Raw genomic sequence first — 18,217 nt, forward strand, 5'->3', positions numbered from 1 at the left:
TTTACGTATGTCCAGAATCAATAAGTTCGTACTTACAGTCAGTCTGCTGATTTTTATCATGATTTCAGCAGTTGCCTGCGGGATCTACACTCAAATGGTAAAGGAACGGGTGTATGGCCTGAAACAGTCCGTTATTGATACTGCTTTTGCGGTGGCAAATATTGCTGAATATCGGCGTAGCGTGGCAATTGATCTCATCAACACGCTAAATCCCACGGAGGAACAGCTGTTGGTTGGCTTGCGCACAGCTTACGCCGACTCGGTTTCACCCTCTTATTTGTACGATGTCGGTCCTTATCTGATTTCCAGTGACGAATGTATTCAGGTAAAGGAGTTCGAGAAAAATTATTGTGCAGATATTATGCAGGTTGTTAAGTATCGACATGTCAAAAATACAGGGTTTATCTCTTTTGACGGTAAAACCTTCGTCTATTACCTCTATCCGGTAACTCACAATCGCAGTCTGATATTTTTGCTTGGTCTGGAGCGTTTTTCTTTACTGTCAAAATCGCTGGTGATGGATAGCGAGAACCTGATGTTCTCTCTGTTTAAGAACGGTAAACCGGTGACCGGTGATGAATATAATGCTAAAAACGCCATCTTCACCGTTTCGGAAGCAATGGAGCACTTCGCCTATTTGCCGACCGGATTGTACGTATTTTCGTATAAAAAAGACGTTTATTTTCAGGTATGTATGTTGATTATTTTCTTTGCTGCATTGGTGGCAGTGATATCGGGTGCTAGCTGCCTTTATCTGGTGCGCAGAGTGATTAATCGTGGCATTGTGGAGAAAGAAGCCATTATTAATAACCATTTTGAACGCGTCCTGGACGGTGGGCTTTTCTTTTCGGCTGCCGATGTCAAAAAACTCTACAGTATGTATAACTCGGCGTTTCTGGACGACCTGACCAAAGCAATGGGCAGAAAATCCTTTGATGAAGATTTAAAAGCCCTGCCGGAAAAAGGGGGCTATCTGTGTCTTTTTGATGTCGATAAATTCAAAAACATTAACGACACCTTCGGTCATTTGCTGGGCGATGAAGTGTTGATGAAAGTGGTGAAAATCCTTAAATCACAAATCCCGGTAGATAAAGGTAAAGTCTACCGCTTCGGCGGTGACGAATTTGCGGTGATTTATACTGGCGGAACGCTGGAGGAGTTGCTATCGATTCTAAAAGAAATCGTCCATTTCCAGGTGGGGAGTATTAACTTGAGCACCAGTATCGGTGTAGCGCATTCAAATGAATGTACCACCGTTGAACGTTTGAAAATGCTGGCGGATGAGCGGCTGTATAAGAGTAAGAAAAACGGCAGGGCGCAGATTAGCTGGCAGTAATCATTATTAGCAGGCAGGGCAAATGATGTTGCCCTGCCTGAATTAATTAAACCCGGCTACCCCACAAATCGTACTCATCGGCGTGCTCGACTTTCACTCGCAGGATATCACCCGGCTTAACGTTAGTTTCACCATTGAGATAAACCGCGCCGTCGATTTCTGGTGCATCTGCCATGCTGCGGCCAATCGCGCCTTCTTCGTCCACTTCGTCGATAATCACCAGAATTTCACTGCCCACTTTCTCTTGCAGGCGCTCGGCGGAAATCTGCTGCTGCAGCTGCATGAAACGGTTCCAGCGTTCTTCTTTCACTTCTTCCGGAACCTGGTCAGGCAGGGCATTGGCGTCTGCGCCTTCAACCGGGCTGTATTTAAAGCAGCCAACGCGATCCAGACGTGCTTCTTTCAGGAAATCGAGTAGCATCTGGAAATCTTCTTCCGTCTCGCCAGGGAAGCCGACAATAAAGGTTGAGCGCAGGGTCAGTTCCGGGCAGATTTCGCGCCACTGTTTGATGCGCGCCAGTTGGCGATCTACAGAACCCGGACGCTTCATCAGTTTGAGAATGCGCGGGCTGGCGTGTTGCAACGGGATATCCAGATACGGCAGGATTTTGCCTTCCGCCATCAGTGGGATGACGTCGTCCACGTGTGGATAAGGGTAAACGTAGTGCAGACGTGTCCAGATCCCCAGTTTCGATAACTGTTCACACAGGCTGACCATGCTGGTTTTTACCGGCTCGCCGTTGTGGAAGCCAGTACGATGTTTAACATCGACGCCATAGGCGGAAGTATCCTGCGAGATCACCAGAATCTCTTTAACGCCCGCATCAACCAGTCGTTTCGCTTCACTTAACACTTCGCCAATCGGACGGCTCACCAGATCGCCGCGCATAGACGGAATAATGCAGAAGGTGCAGCGGTGGTTACAGCCTTCAGAAATTTTCAGATAGGCATAATGACGCGGCGTCAGTTTCACACCTTGTTCTGGCACCAGGCTCAGGAATGGGTTGTGTTTCGGTTTTGGTACGTAGTGATGAACGTGCTCAAGAACCTGCTCATAGCTATGAGGCCCGGTGATTTCCAGCACTTTCGGGTGGACTTCGCGGATCTGATCTTCTTTCGCCCCCAGACAACCGGTCACAATTACCTTGCCGTTTTCATTCAACGCTTCGCCAATGGCTTCCAGTGATTCTTGTACCGCGCTGTCAATAAAGCCGCAGGTATTGACGATCACCATGTCCGCATCGTCATAGCTCGGTACCACGTCATAACCTTCGGTGCGTAGTTCGGTGAGAATACGCTCTGAATCGACAAGGTTTTTCGGACAGCCAAGGGAAACAAAGCCGATTTTCGGCTGGGGAGTTACTTTGCTCATAGCTTAAAAAATATTCAGTTACAGGAAAGGTCAGGGCAGGGATTCTACAGAGTTCTGGATAAAATTTGTATCGCAATCTCATTCGCTGGCGGAGGCGAAGGAAATGTAAATTTTGTTAATTCGGCGTGAAGAATTGATCCTGGACAGCATTTTGCTCAATAAATAGCCATACTATTTAATTGCAACAAGGCTGGAAAGAGGAGGATCGAAGTATGTTCGTTGACAGACAGCGAATCGATCTGCTGAACCGGTTGATCGACGCACGCGTTGACCTCGCTGCATACGTGCAACTGAGGAAGGCAAAAGGATACATGTCCGTCAGCGAAAGCAATCATCTACGAGATAACTTTTTTAAACTGAATCGCGAACTGCACGATAAATCGCTGCGGTTGAATCTTCATCTGGATCAGGAAGAGTGGAGTGCTCTTCATCATGCTGAAGAAGCATTAGCGACAGCCGCAGTATGTTTGATGAGTGGGCACCATGATTGCCCGACTGTTATTACCGTCAACGCCGATAAGCTTGAAAATTGTCTGATGAGCTTAACGCTGAGTATCCAGAGCCTGCAGAAACATGCCATGCTTGAGAAGGCCTGAAAACAAAGGGGGAGAAAGCGTCTCCCCCTTCATATTTAAGTTTTTGTAAAAATGAATTTGTTATCGCCTTCACTGACTACGCTTTAAGCCAGAGTCAATCTGGAGGCGTTATGCAGAGACAATCCTTTTTCCTTGTGCCCCTTATCTGTCTTTCTTCTGCTCTCTGGGCAGCTCCTGCAACGGTAAATGTCGAAGTACTGCAAGACAAACTCGATCACCCCTGGGCGCTGGCCTTTTTACCCGATAATCACGGCATGTTAATCACCCTGCGCGGCGGTGAGTTGCGTCGCTGGCAAGCAGGAAAAGGATTATCTGCGCCGCTTTCCGGAGTGCCGGAAGTTTGGGCGCACGGGCAGGGCGGCTTAATGGATGTGGCTTTAGCACCTGATTTTGCCCAGTCGCGCCGCATCTGGTTAAGCTATTCCGAAGTTGGCGATGATGGCAAAGCCGGAACTGCCGTGGGGTATGGTCGTTTAAGTGATGATCTTTCAAAAGTGACCGACTTCCGCACCATTTTTCGCCAGATGCCAAAACTGTCTACCGGCAACCATTTTGGTGGGCGGCTGGTATTCGACGGTAAAGGTTATCTTTTTATTGCTCTGGGCGAAAACAATCAGCGCCCGACGGCGCAGGATCTGGATAAATTACAGGGCAAACTGGTGCGTCTTACTGACCAGGGCGAGATCCCGGATGATAATCCTTTTGCCAGGAGATCCGATGCACGCGCCGAGATCTGGTCTTATGGTATTCGTAACCCGCAAGGAATGACGATGAATCCGTGGAGTAATGCACTGTGGCTGAATGAACATGGCCCACGCGGTGGTGATGAAATTAATATCCCGCAAAAAGGCAAAAACTACGGCTGGCCGCTGGCAACCTGGGGAATCAATTATTCAGGCTTTAAAATACCGGAAGCGAAAGGGGAGATCGTCGCCGGGACCGAGCAACCTATTTTTTACTGGAAAGATTCGCCCGCCGTGAGCGGCATGGCCTTCTATAACAGCGATAAATTCCCCCAGTGGCAGCAAAAATTATTTATTGGCGCGCTGAAAGATAAAGATGTCATTGTGATGAGCGTCAACGGCGACAAAGTGACAGAAGATGGCCGTATTTTAACGGACAGAGGGCAGCGAATTCGTGATGTTCGTACTGGACCCGACGGTTATTTATACGTTCTCACCGACGAGTCCAGTGGGGAATTACTTAAAGTTAGCCCACGCAATTAGCTAACGGGGATCATCACCACTTTGCGCACTGCGGGGCGTTCAGTGAGTTGCTGATACCAGCGTTGCAGATTTGGACGCGGTGTCCAGGTCAGGCCAACGTTAAATAAATTGTAGATGAACGGTGCGATGGCGATATCGCCCACACCAAACTCGTCGCCAGAGAACCATTTTACTTTTGCCAGTTCCGCATCGAGCAGGGCAAACAGGGCGTCACACTCTTTGCAACTGGCATCAATGGCGGCCTGATCGCGCTCTTCCGGTGGTGTTCTGACTAATCCCATCAGGATCCCGCGGTGGGCATTACTGAGCGTCTGGTTTGCCCAGTCCATCCATTTTTCCGCTTCTGCACGGCGTGCCGGTGAGTCGATCCACAGGAGGTTTTGCCCATACTGTGCCGCCAGATAGCGGACAATGGCGTTTGATTCCCAAAGAATGAGATCACTTTCGTCGTCACGCAACAACGGCACCAGCCCGTTAGGGTTCATCGCCAGAAAATCAGCATCGTGGTTTACCCCAAACTCACGGCCCGCGAGAATTTGCTCATAAGGTAGTTCCAGTTCTTCGAGCGTCAGCAATACTTTTTTTACGTTGGTTGAATTATTCCGACCCCACAGCGTAATCATACTTACCCCTTTTCCGACAGGCAGCCACAGGCTGAACAGGACTTTGATGGTGAAGTAAAGTTAACTTTTAAGCAACAGCTGGCAAAAAAATGACGGCAGAAGCAGCGAAGCGGCAGGATATTGCATAAACTTTAAAAACTTTACCAACTTACGGTTTCTTTAAGTTTGTGTGTGCGTTATTAATCACCGAACTTATCATACGGCGATATAACGTATTTTTTTTGAATGGATACTCGGGTGGCATTTATGACGCAATACTCCTCTCTCCTTCGTGGTCTTGCAGCGGGTTCTGCATTTTTATTCCTTTTTGCCCCAACGGCATTCGCGGCGGAACAAACCGTTGAAGCGCCGAGCGTGGATGCGCGTGCATGGATTTTAATGGATTACGCCAGCGGTAAAGTGCTGGCAGAAGGCAATGCGGATGAGAAACTGGACCCCGCGAGCCTGACTAAAATCATGACCAGCTATGTGGTTGGGCAGGCGCTTAAGGCCGATAAGATTAAACTCACCGATATGGTGACGGTCGGTAAAGATGCCTGGGCGACGGGAAACCCGGCACTGCGTGGTTCGTCGGTAATGTTCCTCAAACCAGGCGATCAGGTTTCGGTGGCAGACTTGAACAAAGGCGTGATTATCCAGTCCGGTAATGACGCCTGTATTGCGCTGGCTGATTACGTTGCCGGGAGCCAGGAGTCATTTATTGGTTTGATGAATGGTTATGCCAAAAAACTGGGGCTGACCAACACGACCTTCCAGACGGTGCACGGTCTGGATGCGCCGGGGCAGTTCAGTACCGCACGCGATATGGCATTGCTGGGTAAAGCACTGATTCACGATGTGCCAGAAGAGTACGCCATTCATAAAGAGAAAGAGTTCACCTTCAACAAAATTCGTCAGCCTAACCGTAACCGTCTGCTGTGGAGCAGCAATCTGAATGTTGATGGCATGAAGACAGGAACCACGGCAGGCGCGGGATATAATCTGGTTGCTTCTGCTACCCAGGGCGATATGCGTTTAATCTCCGTAGTGCTGGGGGCGAAAACTGACCGTATCCGTTTTAATGAGTCTGAGAAATTATTGACCTGGGGTTTCCGCTTCTTTGAAACCGTGACGCCAATTAAACCTGATGCCACCTTTGTGACTCAGCGCGTCTGGTTTGGTGATAAGAGCGAAGTGAATCTCGGGGCAGGCGAAGCGGGATCCGTGACCATACCGCGTGGGCAGCTGAAAAACCTGAAAGCGAGTTATACGTTAACGGAACCGCAGCTTACCGCACCGCTGAAAAAAGGTCAGGTTGTCGGCACCATTGATTTCCAGCTTAACGGTAAATCCATTGAACAGCGCCCGCTGATCGTGATGGAAAATGTGGAAGAGGGTGGATTCTTTGGTCGGATGTGGGATTTCGTGATGATGAAATTCCATCAGTGGTTCGGCAGCTGGTTCTCTTAATCTTCTGATAACCGGATGGCGCGAAACGTCATCCGGTTATTCGTTGTTAATACATCAACTTAATACGCTGCGTCTGCGCGTACTTCACATACTCATCTTCCGGGCAACAATCGCTCACTACAATATCAAAGCGTTTCAGGTCACCCATGCGTGCCGGACGCACCTTGCCAAATTTACTGTGGTCGACAACCAGCACATGCTTTTGCGCCATCGACATGGCCCAGTGTTTTACCGGCAACTCTTCAAGATTAAAACAGGTAGCGCCCTTACTGACATGCACCCCCGCCGCGGAATAAAAAGCGATATCCGGGCAAAAATTATTCAGCGTTTGCTGAAAATCGATGGGTTTGAAAATGGCGTTGCTGGCGTGAAATTCACCACCGCAAAGAAACGCGCGGCAATGAGGTTTCTCTTTCAGTGCCAGAAAGGTATTTAGCGAATAACAAATGGCGGTAAAAGGGATTTCATTATCAATCGCTTCAATAATCCACGGTGTGGTGGTGCCACAGTCAAAAAAGAGGGTCTGATCGGGTTCTACCAGCGTCGCAGCCAGTTTTGCCGCCCGGCGTTTTTCCTCTACCAGACGGGATTTTTGATCGCTTAACAGATAATGGCTGGCGCTGCGCGGTTCCAGAACAATATAGCCGCCAAGCAAAACGACGGGGGCGCTGTGGTTGTTCAGATCGCGACGAATCGTCATCTCCGAAACCCCAAGCAGGGCGGCGGCGTCTTTAAGATGTAACTTATCGCTGCGTTTTAATTCTTGCAGCAGTTGCCCGATACGCTCTTCGCGACGTGTTTCCATAATCCCTCTGAATAGTTATTGAAGCGAGCCGCTCAATACTACACTTTTTAGCAGAGATCAGTCACGCACCCAGCCTTTGCGGATCGGTAATGCAAAACAGAAGCGATACCATGATTGCAGACGTTGATAGAGTTTATGCCCTATCGCTTGCCAGATAATCTGAGCGCTAAGGCAGCCAATCATACCTGCCAGCAATCCACCGAGCATATCCAGCGGCCAGTGCACGCCAAGATAAACGCGCGACCAGGCAATGACAACAGCCAGTACCATTAAAAGGGAACCGGACCACAGGCGATGCCAGCATAAAAATGCCAGTGCAAAGGTGAAAATTACCGTACCATGATCGCTCGGGAATGAGTCATCCGCCGCATGATGCAGGAAGTTATAGCCGATATTCTCGACAAAGGGTCGGTCGTGTGGGAAAAGATGCCCCATCGTCCAGGACACTAACAGGCTGACGACTAGCGCGATTGCGATTTTTATCACCAGTTGCCGTTGTGCTGTAAGCCCCCACAACCAAAGTACTGCGGCCAGCAGCGGCACCACGGTAATCAAATCTTTAGCAATAAAAATCGCCAACGAGATCATCCACGGCGCAGAGTCTGGCGTCGCGTTAATAAGAGAGAATAGAGAGAGATTCAAATTTTCCAGCATAACTTCCCGACGCAAAGTGATTAAAAGGGAGCCAATACAGGCAAGTCGTTGAGAATAAAGTGCAGGTTAAACTGGGTAAAGCGGCATCGTCTTATTTCCCTCAAGCGGCCCTGTTTACGGTGGCTGATTGTAACGAGCATAGGTTAAATAAAACTTAAAGAAAGCGTAGCTATACTCGCAATAATGTAAGAATGTGCTTAACCGAAGTTTCAGCTACAAAATTCGCTTTCTCGTTAGCTGCGCTTTTATTAAACTTTGCGCGATTATTATTGGCGAAGAAATTGCATGCAAAATAGATTAGCTTCCGGTGCCAGGCTTGGACGTCAGGCGTTACTTTTCCCTCTCTGTCTGGTGCTTTACGAATTTTCAACCTATATCGGCAACGATATGATTCAACCCGGCATGTTGGCCGTGGTGGAGCAGTATCAGGCGGGCATTGATTGGGTTCCTACTTCGATGACCGCGTATCTGGCGGGCGGGATGTTTTTACAGTGGCTGCTGGGACCACTGTCGGATCGTATTGGTCGCCGTCCGGTGATGCTGGCGGGGGTAGTGTGGTTTATCATCACTTGTCTGGCGATATTACTGGCGCAAAACATTGAACAATTCACGCTGTTGCGCTTCTTGCAGGGCATAAGCCTCTGTTTCATTGGCGCTGTGGGTTACGCCGCAATTCAGGAGTCCTTCGAAGAGGCGGTTTGTATCAAGATCACCGCGCTGATGGCGAACGTGGCGCTGATTGCTCCGCTACTTGGTCCGCTGGTGGGCGCGGCGTGGATCCATGTGCTGCCCTGGGAAGGGATGTTCGTCTTGTTTGCCTCATTGGCAGCGATCTCCTTTTTCGGTCTGCAACGAGCCATGCCTGAAACCGCCACGCGTATAGGCGAGAAACTGTCGCTGAAAGAACTCGGTCGTGACTATAAGCTGGTGCTGAAGAACGGTCGCTTTGTGGCAGGGGCACTGGCGCTGGGATTCGTTAGCCTGCCGTTGCTGGCGTGGATCGCCCAGTCGCCGATTATCATCATTACCGGCGAGCAGTTGAGCAGTTATGAATATGGCTTGCTGCAAGTGCCTATTTTCGGGGCATTAATTGCGGGTAACTTGCTGCTAGCGCGTCTGACCTCGCGCCGCACCGTACGTTCATTGATTATTATGGGCGGCTGGCCGATTATGATTGGCCTGTTGGTCGCTGCTGCGGCAACGGTTATCTCATCGCACGCGTATTTGTGGATGACCGCCGGGTTAAGTATTTATGCTTTCGGTATTGGCCTGGCGAATGCGGGACTGGTGCGATTGACCCTGTTTGCCAGCGATATGAGTAAAGGTACGGTTTCTGCGGCGATGGGAATGTTGCAAATGCTTATTTTTACCGTCGGTATTGAAATCAGCAAACATGCCTGGCTGAATGGGGGAAATGGCCTGTTTAATCTCTTCAACCTTGCCAACGGGATTTTGTGGCTGCTGCTGATGGTTATCTTTTTAAAAGATAAACAGATAGGTAATTCGCACGAAGGGTAAAAAAATGCCTGGTTGCGCAAAGCAATCAGGCATTTTCAAATTAATGGTGATGGTCATCAATCTGGTGTTCGATAACCATCCCTTCACCTACGCTGGCAAGATGGCGAACATACGGATGCGGGCGGTAAGCCGGAGCTGGCGCAGGAGCCACATAGACGGTTTGCGGCACAGTCGCGACGCTGACTGCTTGTGGAACGCTGACTGAATCAGGGACCACAACCACTTTGTATCCACTCGGCACATCGACGGTGACACTTTGCGCCATCGCCACACCAGTAAAGCCCATTAAAAGCGCGCCCAACAGTAGACAATTTCTCATAATCATTTCGCCTGAAATAATGCAGCGGGTTAATTTCTGCGAATTATGCAGCCTTCATTCAGGCTTTGTGTTGCCGGGCGTGCTACCGTTTTTATTGATCAAAAGGCGCTTCGTGTTTAAGAACTTTATCGATCACATCCAGTACACCTTCATGATTATTGGAGCCTGCCCGGTATTTTGCCGCTGCGACGACCGCGCTGCCAGCATTTTCCATCGCAAAACTAAAGCCTGCCTGACGCAGCATCTCAATATCGTTACCACCATCGCCGAAGACCACCACTTCGCTGTCGTCTATTCCCCATAATTTCTGAAGTTGGCGCAGGCCATTCGCTTTATGTACGCCGGGGATAATCAGATCGATGCTGCCGTTGCCGGTGTGGACCGGCACCATAATATCGCCGATGGTCTCATGTAATGCTTTTTGCACTTGTGGAATCAGTTCATCGGAAAGATTCAGGCCAAACTTAAAGAAGATATCTTCTAAATTATCAAAGTTATCGACGTATTCCGGACGGTGATAATACATTTCCGCCACCGTTTTCATGGCATCGTCATATTTTTTGAGGGTATAGGCGCTATTTTTTCCGCAGGCAATAATTTCCACTTCTGGGCGCGTCAGTAAATGTTCCACCACAGTAGCAAACGCATCCTTCGACAGCTCGCCATTAAAAACATCTTTGCCTTCGCTTACAACCCAACCGCCGTTTTCAGCCACAAAGGCAATTTCATTAGCAATTTCAGGGAAGAAAGAGATTAACTGATAATATTGATTCCCGCTGGCGACCACAAAGCGAATGCCTTGTGCTTTCATCTGCTGATACTGAGCCATAAACCGCTCACGGTTATAGGTTTTTTGATCGCTTAAGAAAGTACCATCCATGTCAACCGCAATTAATTTAATGCTCATCAACTATTCTCCATCGCCGTCTGCGTTTTGGTATTGGGTTTGGCGACGGCTTTCGCGACAATAGCCGCAAGAATAACCAGCGCCAGTACAACCAGCATTGCACTACGTAATCCATAATGTTCGCCGAGATAGCCCAGCAGCGGCGGCCCGACGAGGAAAGCCAGATAACCGGTCGTCGCCACTACGCTGACGCGGGTCGGTGCATCGGGGCCGGTATCGCTGGCGGCAGAAATGGTCAGCGGGAAGCCCAGCGAGGCCCCCAGTCCCCAAAGTACAACAGACACCCCAGCGACCCAGGCGCTATCGACAAAAATAATCAGCCCAATACCCAACGCTCCCATCAGTGCACTGGCCCGAACCACGGCAACGCGACTATAACGGTCGATGAACCAACCGCCGGTAAAGCGTCCAACAGTCATCCCCAGGGTAAAACCGGCATAAATCAGCGAGCCGGAAGTAGGGCTAAAACCGTGACCGTCAACCATTAATAAGGGTAACCAGTCGTTGGCAGAACCTTCGGCAAAGGCCATCGCCAGTACCACAACACCAATCAGCAGCAACTGGATATCCCGATAAAAAGGTACGCCTTTTTCACCATGCTGGGTGCCATCGGCAGCATTTTTGCCCGTACCGTCAGGGATTGCCTGAATGGCGATATAAATAGGCGCGATGCCTACCAGCGCCGCCAATAAAATGTGCACCGTTGCCGGAACGCCAAAGGCCGTCAGTGCCATCCCGACACCAGCGCCTGCCAGCGTGCCCAGGCTATAAAAACCGTGCATCATCGGCAAAACCGTCTTATTCATTTCTCGCTCAACGGCAGCACCTTCAACGTTTATCGCCACTTCCGCAGAACCAAAACTTGCCCCAAAGACGCCGAGACCAACGGCAAAGAGCAGGGGCGATGTCAGCCAGAGTGCCAGACTTAATATCATCATCCCGATCAATGCGCAGGACATCGTGACCTGGATGACATTCCGCGTCCCAAAGCGTTTCACTAACCACGCCGAGCAGAGAATACCGCTCATTGAACCGATCGACAGACCAAAGAGGACTCCGCCCATTTCAGCGATCGAAACAGAAAGAATATCGCGGATAGCAGGTGTACGAGTTGCCCAGGACGCCATTAACAGGCCCGGCAAAAAGAAGAACATAAACAGCGCCCAGGTTCGGCGTTTCAATGCATTACGTGAAGAATTTACGGTCATAGATCACGTCAAAATAAGAAGAGGGAAGACAACATTAGCAAGGTTGTGTACATTTGTACACAATTGCAGAGAGAGGAAATGACATGCGTCGCGCTAACGATCCGCAACGGCGAGAAAAAATTATCCAGGCCACGCTGGAGGCGGTGAAACTTTACGGAATACATGCCGTTACGCACCGCAAAATTGCTACCCTTGCCGGGGTACCGTTGGGGTCGATGACCTACTATTTTTCAGGAATTGATGAGTTGTTGCTGGAGGCGTTCAGCAGTTTTACTGAGATCATGTCCCGGCAATATCAGGCATTTTTTAGCGATGTTAGTGATGCTCCGGGCGCATGCCAGGCTATCACCGATATGATCTACAGCTCACAGGTTGCAACGCCGGATAACATGGAGCTGATGTACCAGCTCTACGCGCTGGCTAGCCGAAAACCGCTATTAAAAACGGTAATGCAAAACTGGATGCAGCGCAGTCAGCAAACGCTCGAACAATGGTTTGAACCCGGAACCGCCCGCGCGCTTGATGCGTTTATTGAGGGGATGACGCTGCATTTTGTCACCGACCGTAAGCCGCTATCGCGCGAGGAGATTTTGAGGATGGTTGAGAGGGTTGCCGGGTAGTAGATAAATTTTAGATAACAAAAAACCCACCAACCTTGAACCGAAATGGCGGGGTTGATGGGCTCCACAAAATGGGGACATCAAAGAAAAGCAGTGGCACTAATTAAGACTGATGCCCTGAGGAAAAGTTCTGCGGTTGTGCAAAAAAATTTCATTTTCAGGGCAACTTCAGTTTTATCCTAACCCTGGCCATACCATGACGATGATTGTCCCAGCCAGCGTTAGCAGAACGTTGGCGATTGCGTAGGTGCCCGCATAGCCCAGCGCCGGGATGTTACTGCGGGCTGTATCGCTGATGATCTCCATTGCCGGTGCACAGGTACGCGCACCCATCATTGCGCCGAACAACAGTGCGCGGTTCATTCGCAATACATAAGCACCGAACAGGAAGCAGATAACCACTGGCACCAGACTGACAATCAATCCGGCAATCAGCATCTGACCGCCAATCGCGCCCAGACCGTTATTAATACCGCTACCGGCGCTCAGACCAACGCCTGCCATAAACACCATCAAGCCGAACTCTTTCACCATGCTTAATGCACCCTGCGGAATGTAACCGAAGGTCGGGTGGTTAGCACGCATAAAGCCCAGCATAATTCCGGCGAATAACAACCCGGCAGCGTTCCCCATGCCGAAACTGAATGTGCTGAACTGGAATGTGATCATCCCGATCATCAGCCCAATAACAAAGAAGGCGCAGAATGCCAGCAAGTCAGTGACCTGGCTGTGAATCGAGATAAAGCCGATGCGATCGGCGATGGTTTTTACGCGGCGGGCATCGCCGCTGACTTGTAAAACGTCACCTTTGTTAAGCACGACGTTGTCATCTATCGGCATCTCAATCTGGCTACGAATAACGCGGTTAAGGAAGCAACCGTGATCGGTCAACTTCAGTTGTGCGAGACGTTTGCCTACAGCGTTATGGTTTTTAACGACCACTTCTTCGGTAACGATACGCATGTCGAGAAGGTCACGATCGAAAACTTCTTTGCCATTACGGAAACTGGGATCGAGTCGAGCGTGGGCGTCGGGGTAGCCTACCAACGCTATTTCATCGCCCATTTGTAGCACGGCATCACCGTCTGGATTTGCCAGAATCCCGTTACGTCGAATACGTTCAATGTAGCAGCCGGTTTGTCGATAAATGCCCAGCTCACGCAGATTTTTGCCGTCGGTCCAGGCCACCAGCTCCGGGCCGACGCGGTAGGCGCGGATCACCGGTAAATAAACTTTACGGTTGGCATCAGTGTCCAGGCCACGTTCGCGGGCGATTTGCTGGGCGCTGGTCTGTAAGTCCTGATGCTGCAATTTCGGCAAGTAACGCGCACCAACAATCAAACTCACCAGACCGATTAAATAGGTTAAGGCATATCCGAGGCTCAGATTATCCAGTGCCAGTGAGAGCTGCCTGCTTTCCATGCCGGAATGACGCAGTGTATCGCCAGCACCGACCAGAACCGGTGTCGACGTCATAGAGCCTGCTAACATACCGGCCGTCAGGCCAATATCCCAGCCAAACAGCTTACCTAACCCTAAGGCGATCACCAGCGCACTGCCAACCATCACCAGTGCTAACATTAGGTAATTTTTCCCATCGCGAAAAAAAATGGAAAAAAAGTTCGGTCCGGCTTCGACCCCGACGCAGAAAATAAACAGCATAAAGCCAAGATTAAGCGCGTCGGTGTTAATGCTGAAATGTTGTTGGCCTAATAACAGCGATACGACTAAAACGCCAATGGAATTACCCAGTTGGATCGAACCAAGTCGTAATTTCCCGAGACATAGCCCAAGCGCGAGGACCACAAATAATAACAGAATGTAATTCCCATTTAACAATTCGGCGACGTTTATATTCACGGAGGCTAACTTCTTGTTTACTAGTAAGCTGTTGAAAGAAATGGTAATTTACGATAATGTTTTTTACCAGAATTCAGGGCGCAGATTCATTCAGCGCACCTAAACGATAGTAAAGTAACAATATATTTTACTAGTGTAATCACATTAGGTATCAACGGCTATATGAATTGCGTTGGCCTATATTAGCATGGAATGCGAAGCGGCTTTATCTTACTGAACGCCACACTGGCGAAAAATGTGTTCGATAGACGCAGTGTCAGGAGGAACGAGTGAAACATAAACAACGTTGGGCGGGGGCAATCTGCTGTTTTGTCCTCTTCATTGTGGTGTGCCTTTTTCTGGCGACGCACATGAAAGGCGCTTTTCGGGCTGCCGGGCATCCTGAAATTGGTTTGCTGTTTTTCATTCTTCCTGGAGCGGTTGCCAGCTTCTTTTCACAGCGTAGAGAAGTCCTGAAACCTCTGTTTGGCGCAATGCTGGCGGCACCCTGTTCGATGCTCATAATGCGGCTGTTTTTTTCACCAACGCGCTCATTCTGGCAAGAGCTGGCATGGTTATTAAGTGCGGTGTTCTGGTGTGCGTTGGGGGCACTGTGTTTCTTATTTATCAGCAGTTTGTTTAAATCACAGCACAGAAAAAATTAATTAAGCCCTCAACACGAGGGCTTGTCAGACGCTCAGGCGTCCAGATTCTCTTTCACCCATGCAGCAAAATCGGTATAGCCGCCGATATGTTGCTGATCGACAAAAATCTGCGGCACGGTTTCTACGGGTTTACCTGCCTTTTGTTGTAGATCTTCTTTAGTGATCCCTTCCGCACGAATATCTACATACTGATACTGAAAATCATCGCGTTCATTGCTCAACTTCTCAGCCAGATCTTTTGCACGCACACAGTAAGGGCAACCCGGACGACCAAAAATAACGGTTTGCATTGTTTCTCTCCTCATCGGTTTATGCCGGTAATGATCACGCCAAAATGTATTCGCTGAAAGTAGGTTTAACCTGTTGCATTAATTGCTAAAAGCTATAACTGTTAAACACAATACAGTGAAAAGTTTTAGACTGAGGGCTTACTTTGCTGAGGGAAGCGTATGCGCGCGATCGGTAAATTGCCTAAAAGCGTGGTGATACTGGAATTTATCGGGATGATGTTGCTGACGGTGGCGCTACTGTCGGTAAGCGACGTCCTGTCGCTGCCTGAGCCATTTTCTTGGCCAGAGGGGCAGATTCTGATGATTTTTCTCGGTGTTTTGCTCATGCTTCCCGCTGCGGTGGTGGTTACTCTTCAGGTGGCAAAACGTATAGCACCACAGTTGATGAACCGTCCACCGCAATATTCACGTTCAGAAAGAGAAAAAGATAATGACGCCAACCATTGAACTTATTTGTGGCCATCGCTCCATTCGCCATTTCACTGATGAACCCATTTCCGAAGCGCAGCGTGAGGCGATTATTAACAGCGCCCGTGCGACGTCCAGTTCCAGTTTTTTGCAGTGCAGTAGCATTATTCGCATTACCGACAAAGCGTTACGTGATGAACTGGTGACGCTGACCGGCGGGCAAAAACACGTAGCGAAAGCGGCGGAGTTTTGGGTGTTCTGTGCCGACTTTAACCGCCATTTACAGATCTGTCCGGATGCACAACTTGGCCTGGCGGAACAACTGTTGCTCGGTGTCGTTGATACGGCAATGATGGCGCAGAATGCGTTAACCGCAGCGGAATCGCTGGGATTGGGCGGGGTATATATTGGCGGCCTGCGCAATAATATTGAAGCGGTGACGGAACTGCTGAAATTACCGCAGCATGTTCTGCCGCTGTTTGGGCTGTGCCTTGGCTGGCCTGCGGATAATCCAGATCTTAAGCCGCGTTTACCGGCTTCCATTTTGGTGCATGAAAACAGCTATCAACCGCTGGATAAAGACGCACTGGCGCAGTATGACGAGCAGCTGGCGGAATATTACCTCACCCGTGGCAGCAATAATCGCCGGGATACCTGGAGCGATCATATCCGCCGAACAATCATTAAAGAAAGCCGCCCATTTATACTGGATTATTTGCACAAACAGGGTTGGGCTACGCGCTAAAACCGCCACGCCGATGTATGATACGCGGGCTTTTGACCAGGTCTGACAGAGAGGTGCAGGGTGAAAATTGCCATATTGTCCCGGGATGGAACGCTCTATTCGTGTAAGCGGCTGCGTGAAGCCGCTATACAGCGTGGTCACCTGGTTGAAATTCTTGATCCGCTTTCTTGCTACATGAACATAAATCCTGCGGCGTCTTCTATTCACTACAAAGGCCGCAAGTTACCCCATTTTGACGCTGTGATCCCGCGTATTGGCACCGCCATTACCTTTTATGGGACGGCGGCGCTACGTCAGTTTGAAATGCTGGGGAGCTATCCGCTCAATGAGTCGGTCGCCATTGCCCGGGCGCGTGACAAGTTGCGTTCCATGCAGCTGTTGGCGCGTCAGGGCATCGACCTGCCTGTCACGGGCATTACGCATTCGCCGGATGATACCAGCGATTTAATCGACATGGTCGGTGGTGCGCCGCTGGTGGTTAAGCTGGTTGAAGGTACGCAGGGAATTGGTGTCGTGCTGGCGGAGACGCGTCAGGCGGCGGAAAGCGTGATTGACGCTTTCCGCGGTCTGAACGCGCATATTTTGGTGCAGGAATATATCAAAGAGGCGCAAGGGTGCGATATCCGCTGTCTGGTTGTTGGCGATGAAGTGGTCGCTGCGATTGAACGGCGGGCGAAAGAGGGCGATTTTCGTTCCAATTTGCATCGTGGAGGCGCGGCAAGCGTCGCCAGTATCACACCACAGGAGCGTGAAATCGCGATAAAAGCCGCGCGAACGATGGCGCTGGACGTTGCTGGTGTGGATATTCTGCGTGCTAATCGCGGGCCATTGGTGATGGAGGTGAATGCGTCGCCGGGGCTGGAAGGAATAGAAAAAACCACCGGTATCGACATCGCGGGTAAAATGATCCGCTGGATCGAACGCCACGCTACGACCGAATATTGCCTGAAAACGGGTGGTTAGTCGCAATCACATTACTGATCATGGTTTTGCCTGCGCTTTTTGCGTAAGCTGTGCCGGTCTTTTTATCGAAAGAGGTTGTACAAAATTATGACATCGCTGGTCGTTCCTGGTCTGGATACGTTGCGTCAATGGCTCGATGACCTGGGGATGAGTTTTTTTGAATGTGATAACTGTCAGGCTCTGCATCTGCCCCATATGCAGAATTTCGACGGTGTCTTTGATGCCAAAATCGATCTGATCGATAACACGATCCTGTTTTCTGCCATGGCGGAAGTCCGACCTTCAGCCGTGTTACCGCTGGCGGCGGATTTATCAGCCATCAATGCCAGTTCGCTGACCGTGAAAGCATTTCTTGATATGCAGGATGATAATCTGCCAAAGCTGGTGGTTTGCCAGTCTTTATCCGTTATGCAGGGCGTAACCTATGAGCAGTTTGCATGGTTCGTGCGTCAGAGCGAAGAGCAGATTTCGATGGTCATTCTTGAAGCTAATGCCCATCAACTGCTGTTACCGACTGACGATGAAGGGCAAAACAACGTTACCGAAAACTATTTCCTCCACTGATAACTCCTTTAGAGTACGCAGTCGCTGCCGCAGTGACTGCGTGCTGCAAAATTATCTGCTGTTTTTAACCTTTTCTTAAAGATTATTTCACTTCTCTTGTGCCGATTTGG

General features: G+C 49.7%; 20 protein-coding genes. 11 read left to right on the forward strand and 9 right to left on the reverse strand.

Features of this window, described 5'->3' with window-relative positions; all coding sequences use genetic code 11:
- Positions 1-7: 7 nt before the first annotated feature.
- Positions 8-1,336 carry a GGDEF domain-containing protein gene (locus tag QUE34_RS04940; RefSeq protein WP_105268534.1) on the forward strand — a complete coding sequence of 443 codons (1,329 nt, stop codon included), beginning with the start codon at positions 8-10 and terminating at the stop codon, positions 1,334-1,336.
- Between the two features lie 46 nt (positions 1,337-1,382).
- Here QUE34_RS04940 and rimO read toward each other — a convergent pair whose 3' ends face one another.
- Complete coding sequence (gene rimO / locus QUE34_RS04945; RefSeq protein ID WP_032302771.1) at positions 1,383-2,708, reverse strand: 30S ribosomal protein S12 methylthiotransferase RimO; 1,326 nt, start codon at positions 2,706-2,708, stop codon at positions 1,383-1,385.
- A 212-nt stretch (positions 2,709-2,920) separates the two neighbouring features.
- Here rimO and bssR point away from each other — a divergent pair, with 212 nt between their 5' ends.
- Together bssR and yliI are read left to right on the forward strand one after the other, a co-directional pair.
- Positions 2,921-3,304, forward strand: coding sequence for a biofilm formation regulator BssR (gene bssR / locus QUE34_RS04950; protein ID WP_000497137.1), 384 nt, complete (start codon positions 2,921-2,923; stop codon positions 3,302-3,304).
- A gap of 110 nt (positions 3,305-3,414) precedes the next feature.
- Complete coding sequence (gene yliI / locus QUE34_RS04955) at positions 3,415-4,530, forward strand: aldose sugar dehydrogenase YliI (RefSeq protein WP_286338930.1); 1,116 nt, start codon at positions 3,415-3,417, stop codon at positions 4,528-4,530.
- Here the strand turns inward: yliI and gstB are convergent.
- Complete coding sequence (gene gstB, locus QUE34_RS04960) at positions 4,527-5,153, reverse strand: glutathione S-transferase GstB (RefSeq protein ID WP_032302772.1); 627 nt, start codon at positions 5,151-5,153, stop codon at positions 4,527-4,529. The two genes, yliI and gstB, sit on opposite strands and share 4 nt — an antisense overlap.
- A gap of 246 nt (positions 5,154-5,399) precedes the next feature.
- Between gstB and dacC the strand changes: the two genes are divergently transcribed.
- On the forward strand, positions 5,400-6,602 hold the full coding sequence (gene dacC / locus QUE34_RS04965; RefSeq protein ID WP_000195961.1) for a serine-type D-Ala-D-Ala carboxypeptidase: 1,203 nt from the start codon (positions 5,400-5,402) through the stop codon (positions 6,600-6,602).
- 46 nt (positions 6,603-6,648) lie between these two features.
- On the opposite strand, the gene deoR is transcribed toward dacC, so the two are convergent.
- Positions 6,649-7,407 carry a DNA-binding transcriptional repressor DeoR gene (gene deoR / locus QUE34_RS04970; protein WP_000450117.1) on the reverse strand — a complete coding sequence of 253 codons (759 nt, stop codon included), beginning with the start codon at positions 7,405-7,407 and terminating at the stop codon, positions 6,649-6,651.
- A 57-nt stretch (positions 7,408-7,464) separates the two neighbouring features.
- Positions 7,465-8,061: an undecaprenyl-diphosphate phosphatase gene (ybjG, locus tag QUE34_RS04975; RefSeq protein ID WP_024212110.1), complete on the reverse strand. Its 597-nt coding sequence runs from the start codon at positions 8,059-8,061 to the stop codon at positions 7,465-7,467.
- A gap of 285 nt (positions 8,062-8,346) precedes the next feature.
- Here ybjG and mdfA point away from each other — a divergent pair, with 285 nt between their 5' ends.
- Positions 8,347-9,579 (forward strand): multidrug efflux MFS transporter MdfA, encoded by a 1,233-nt coding sequence (gene mdfA / locus QUE34_RS04980; RefSeq protein WP_286338931.1) that lies wholly within the window; start codon positions 8,347-8,349, stop codon positions 9,577-9,579.
- A gap of 40 nt (positions 9,580-9,619) precedes the next feature.
- Here the strand turns inward: mdfA and ybjH are convergent, their stop codons facing one another.
- The 3 genes from ybjH to QUE34_RS04995 all read right to left on the reverse strand — a co-directional run bounded on the left by ybjH (position 9,620) and on the right by QUE34_RS04995 (position 12,013).
- The gene (ybjH, locus tag QUE34_RS04985) at positions 9,620-9,904 is read right to left on the reverse strand and encodes a protein YbjH (RefSeq protein ID WP_000605918.1); all 285 of its coding nucleotides are present in this window, start codon (positions 9,902-9,904) and stop codon (positions 9,620-9,622) included.
- Between the two features lie 85 nt (positions 9,905-9,989).
- The gene (ybjI, locus tag QUE34_RS04990) at positions 9,990-10,805 is read right to left on the reverse strand and encodes a 5-amino-6-(5-phospho-D-ribitylamino)uracil phosphatase (RefSeq protein WP_286338932.1); all 816 of its coding nucleotides are present in this window, start codon (positions 10,803-10,805) and stop codon (positions 9,990-9,992) included.
- A complete protein-coding gene (locus QUE34_RS04995; protein ID WP_032302773.1) occupies positions 10,805-12,013 on the reverse strand; it encodes an MFS transporter in 1,209 nt (402 codons plus the stop codon). The genes ybjI and QUE34_RS04995 overlap by 1 nt, the downstream gene beginning before the upstream one ends.
- An 83-nt stretch (positions 12,014-12,096) precedes the next feature.
- Here QUE34_RS04995 and rcdA point away from each other — a divergent pair, with 83 nt between their 5' ends.
- Positions 12,097-12,633, forward strand: a complete 537-nt coding sequence (rcdA, locus tag QUE34_RS05000) for a DNA-binding transcriptional regulator RcdA (protein ID WP_001295289.1) — start codon at positions 12,097-12,099, stop codon at positions 12,631-12,633.
- 174 nt (positions 12,634-12,807) lie between these two features.
- Here rcdA and QUE34_RS05005 read toward each other — a convergent pair whose 3' ends face one another.
- Entirely contained in the window at positions 12,808-14,493 is a 1,686-nt protein-coding gene (locus QUE34_RS05005; protein WP_001024876.1) for an aspartate:alanine antiporter, read from the reverse strand.
- Positions 14,494-14,762: 269 nt separating this feature from the next.
- Between QUE34_RS05005 and QUE34_RS05010 the strand changes: the two genes are divergently transcribed.
- Positions 14,763-15,137 carry an inner membrane protein YbjM gene (locus QUE34_RS05010; protein WP_000681109.1) on the forward strand — a complete coding sequence of 125 codons (375 nt, stop codon included), beginning with the start codon at positions 14,763-14,765 and terminating at the stop codon, positions 15,135-15,137.
- Between the two features lie 32 nt (positions 15,138-15,169).
- Here QUE34_RS05010 and grxA read toward each other — a convergent pair whose 3' ends face one another.
- Positions 15,170-15,427 carry a glutaredoxin 1 gene (gene grxA / locus QUE34_RS05015; protein WP_001195231.1) on the reverse strand — a complete coding sequence of 86 codons (258 nt, stop codon included), beginning with the start codon at positions 15,425-15,427 and terminating at the stop codon, positions 15,170-15,172.
- Positions 15,428-15,586: 159 nt separating this feature from the next.
- Here grxA and QUE34_RS05020 point away from each other — a divergent pair, with 159 nt between their 5' ends.
- The 4 genes from QUE34_RS05020 (at position 15,587) to QUE34_RS05035 (ending at position 18,107) form a co-directional block, all read left to right on the forward strand.
- Complete coding sequence (locus QUE34_RS05020; protein WP_032302774.1) at positions 15,587-15,874, forward strand: YbjC family protein; 288 nt, start codon at positions 15,587-15,589, stop codon at positions 15,872-15,874.
- Positions 15,858-16,580 carry a nitroreductase NfsA gene (gene nfsA, locus QUE34_RS05025; protein WP_000189133.1) on the forward strand — a complete coding sequence of 241 codons (723 nt, stop codon included), beginning with the start codon at positions 15,858-15,860 and terminating at the stop codon, positions 16,578-16,580. Before QUE34_RS05020 ends, nfsA begins: the two co-directional genes overlap by 17 nt.
- Before the next feature lie 60 nt (positions 16,581-16,640).
- Positions 16,641-17,543, forward strand: coding sequence for a 30S ribosomal protein S6--L-glutamate ligase (rimK, locus tag QUE34_RS05030; RefSeq protein WP_001755883.1), 903 nt, complete (start codon positions 16,641-16,643; stop codon positions 17,541-17,543).
- 87 nt (positions 17,544-17,630) lie between these two features.
- On the forward strand, positions 17,631-18,107 hold the full coding sequence (locus tag QUE34_RS05035; protein ID WP_000203025.1) for a type III secretion system chaperone family protein: 477 nt from the start codon (positions 17,631-17,633) through the stop codon (positions 18,105-18,107).
- The last annotated feature ends 110 nt before the right edge of the window (positions 18,108-18,217 follow it).

The organism is Escherichia sp. KS167_9B (assembly GCF_030295215.1).
In the GTDB taxonomy this organism is placed as follows: domain Bacteria; phylum Pseudomonadota; class Gammaproteobacteria; order Enterobacterales; family Enterobacteriaceae; genus Escherichia; species Escherichia coli_F.

What these genes read in the sequence shown, in the direction of transcription:
- mdfA (WP_286338931.1), top strand. Translation starts at nt 8,347, where the DNA reads ATGCAAAATAGATTAGCTTCCGGTGCCAGGCTTGGACGTCAGGCGTTA.
- rimO (WP_032302771.1), bottom strand. Translation starts at nt 2,708, where the DNA reads ATGAGCAAAGTAACTCCCCAGCCGAAAATCGGCTTTGTTTCCCTTGGC.
- deoR (WP_000450117.1), bottom strand. Translation starts at nt 7,407, where the DNA reads ATGGAAACACGTCGCGAAGAGCGTATCGGGCAACTGCTGCAAGAATTA.
- QUE34_RS04995 (WP_032302773.1), bottom strand. Translation starts at nt 12,013, where the DNA reads ATGACCGTAAATTCTTCACGTAATGCATTGAAACGCCGAACCTGGGCG.
- QUE34_RS05020 (WP_032302774.1), top strand. Translation starts at nt 15,587, where the DNA reads ATGCGCGCGATCGGTAAATTGCCTAAAAGCGTGGTGATACTGGAATTT.
- QUE34_RS05035 (WP_000203025.1), top strand. Translation starts at nt 17,631, where the DNA reads ATGACATCGCTGGTCGTTCCTGGTCTGGATACGTTGCGTCAATGGCTC.
- ybjI (WP_286338932.1), bottom strand. Translation starts at nt 10,805, where the DNA reads ATGAGCATTAAATTAATTGCGGTTGACATGGATGGTACTTTCTTAAGC.
- gstB (WP_032302772.1), bottom strand. Translation starts at nt 5,153, where the DNA reads ATGATTACGCTGTGGGGTCGGAATAATTCAACCAACGTAAAAAAAGTA.
- QUE34_RS04940 (WP_105268534.1), top strand. Translation starts at nt 8, where the DNA reads ATGTCCAGAATCAATAAGTTCGTACTTACAGTCAGTCTGCTGATTTTT.
- rcdA (WP_001295289.1), top strand. Translation starts at nt 12,097, where the DNA reads ATGCGTCGCGCTAACGATCCGCAACGGCGAGAAAAAATTATCCAGGCC.
- grxA (WP_001195231.1), bottom strand. Translation starts at nt 15,427, where the DNA reads ATGCAAACCGTTATTTTTGGTCGTCCGGGTTGCCCTTACTGTGTGCGT.
- nfsA (WP_000189133.1), top strand. Translation starts at nt 15,858, where the DNA reads ATGACGCCAACCATTGAACTTATTTGTGGCCATCGCTCCATTCGCCAT.
- bssR (WP_000497137.1), top strand. Translation starts at nt 2,921, where the DNA reads ATGTTCGTTGACAGACAGCGAATCGATCTGCTGAACCGGTTGATCGAC.
- dacC (WP_000195961.1), top strand. Translation starts at nt 5,400, where the DNA reads ATGACGCAATACTCCTCTCTCCTTCGTGGTCTTGCAGCGGGTTCTGCA.
- yliI (WP_286338930.1), top strand. Translation starts at nt 3,415, where the DNA reads ATGCAGAGACAATCCTTTTTCCTTGTGCCCCTTATCTGTCTTTCTTCT.
- ybjG (WP_024212110.1), bottom strand. Translation starts at nt 8,061, where the DNA reads ATGCTGGAAAATTTGAATCTCTCTCTATTCTCTCTTATTAACGCGACG.
- ybjH (WP_000605918.1), bottom strand. Translation starts at nt 9,904, where the DNA reads ATGATTATGAGAAATTGTCTACTGTTGGGCGCGCTTTTAATGGGCTTT.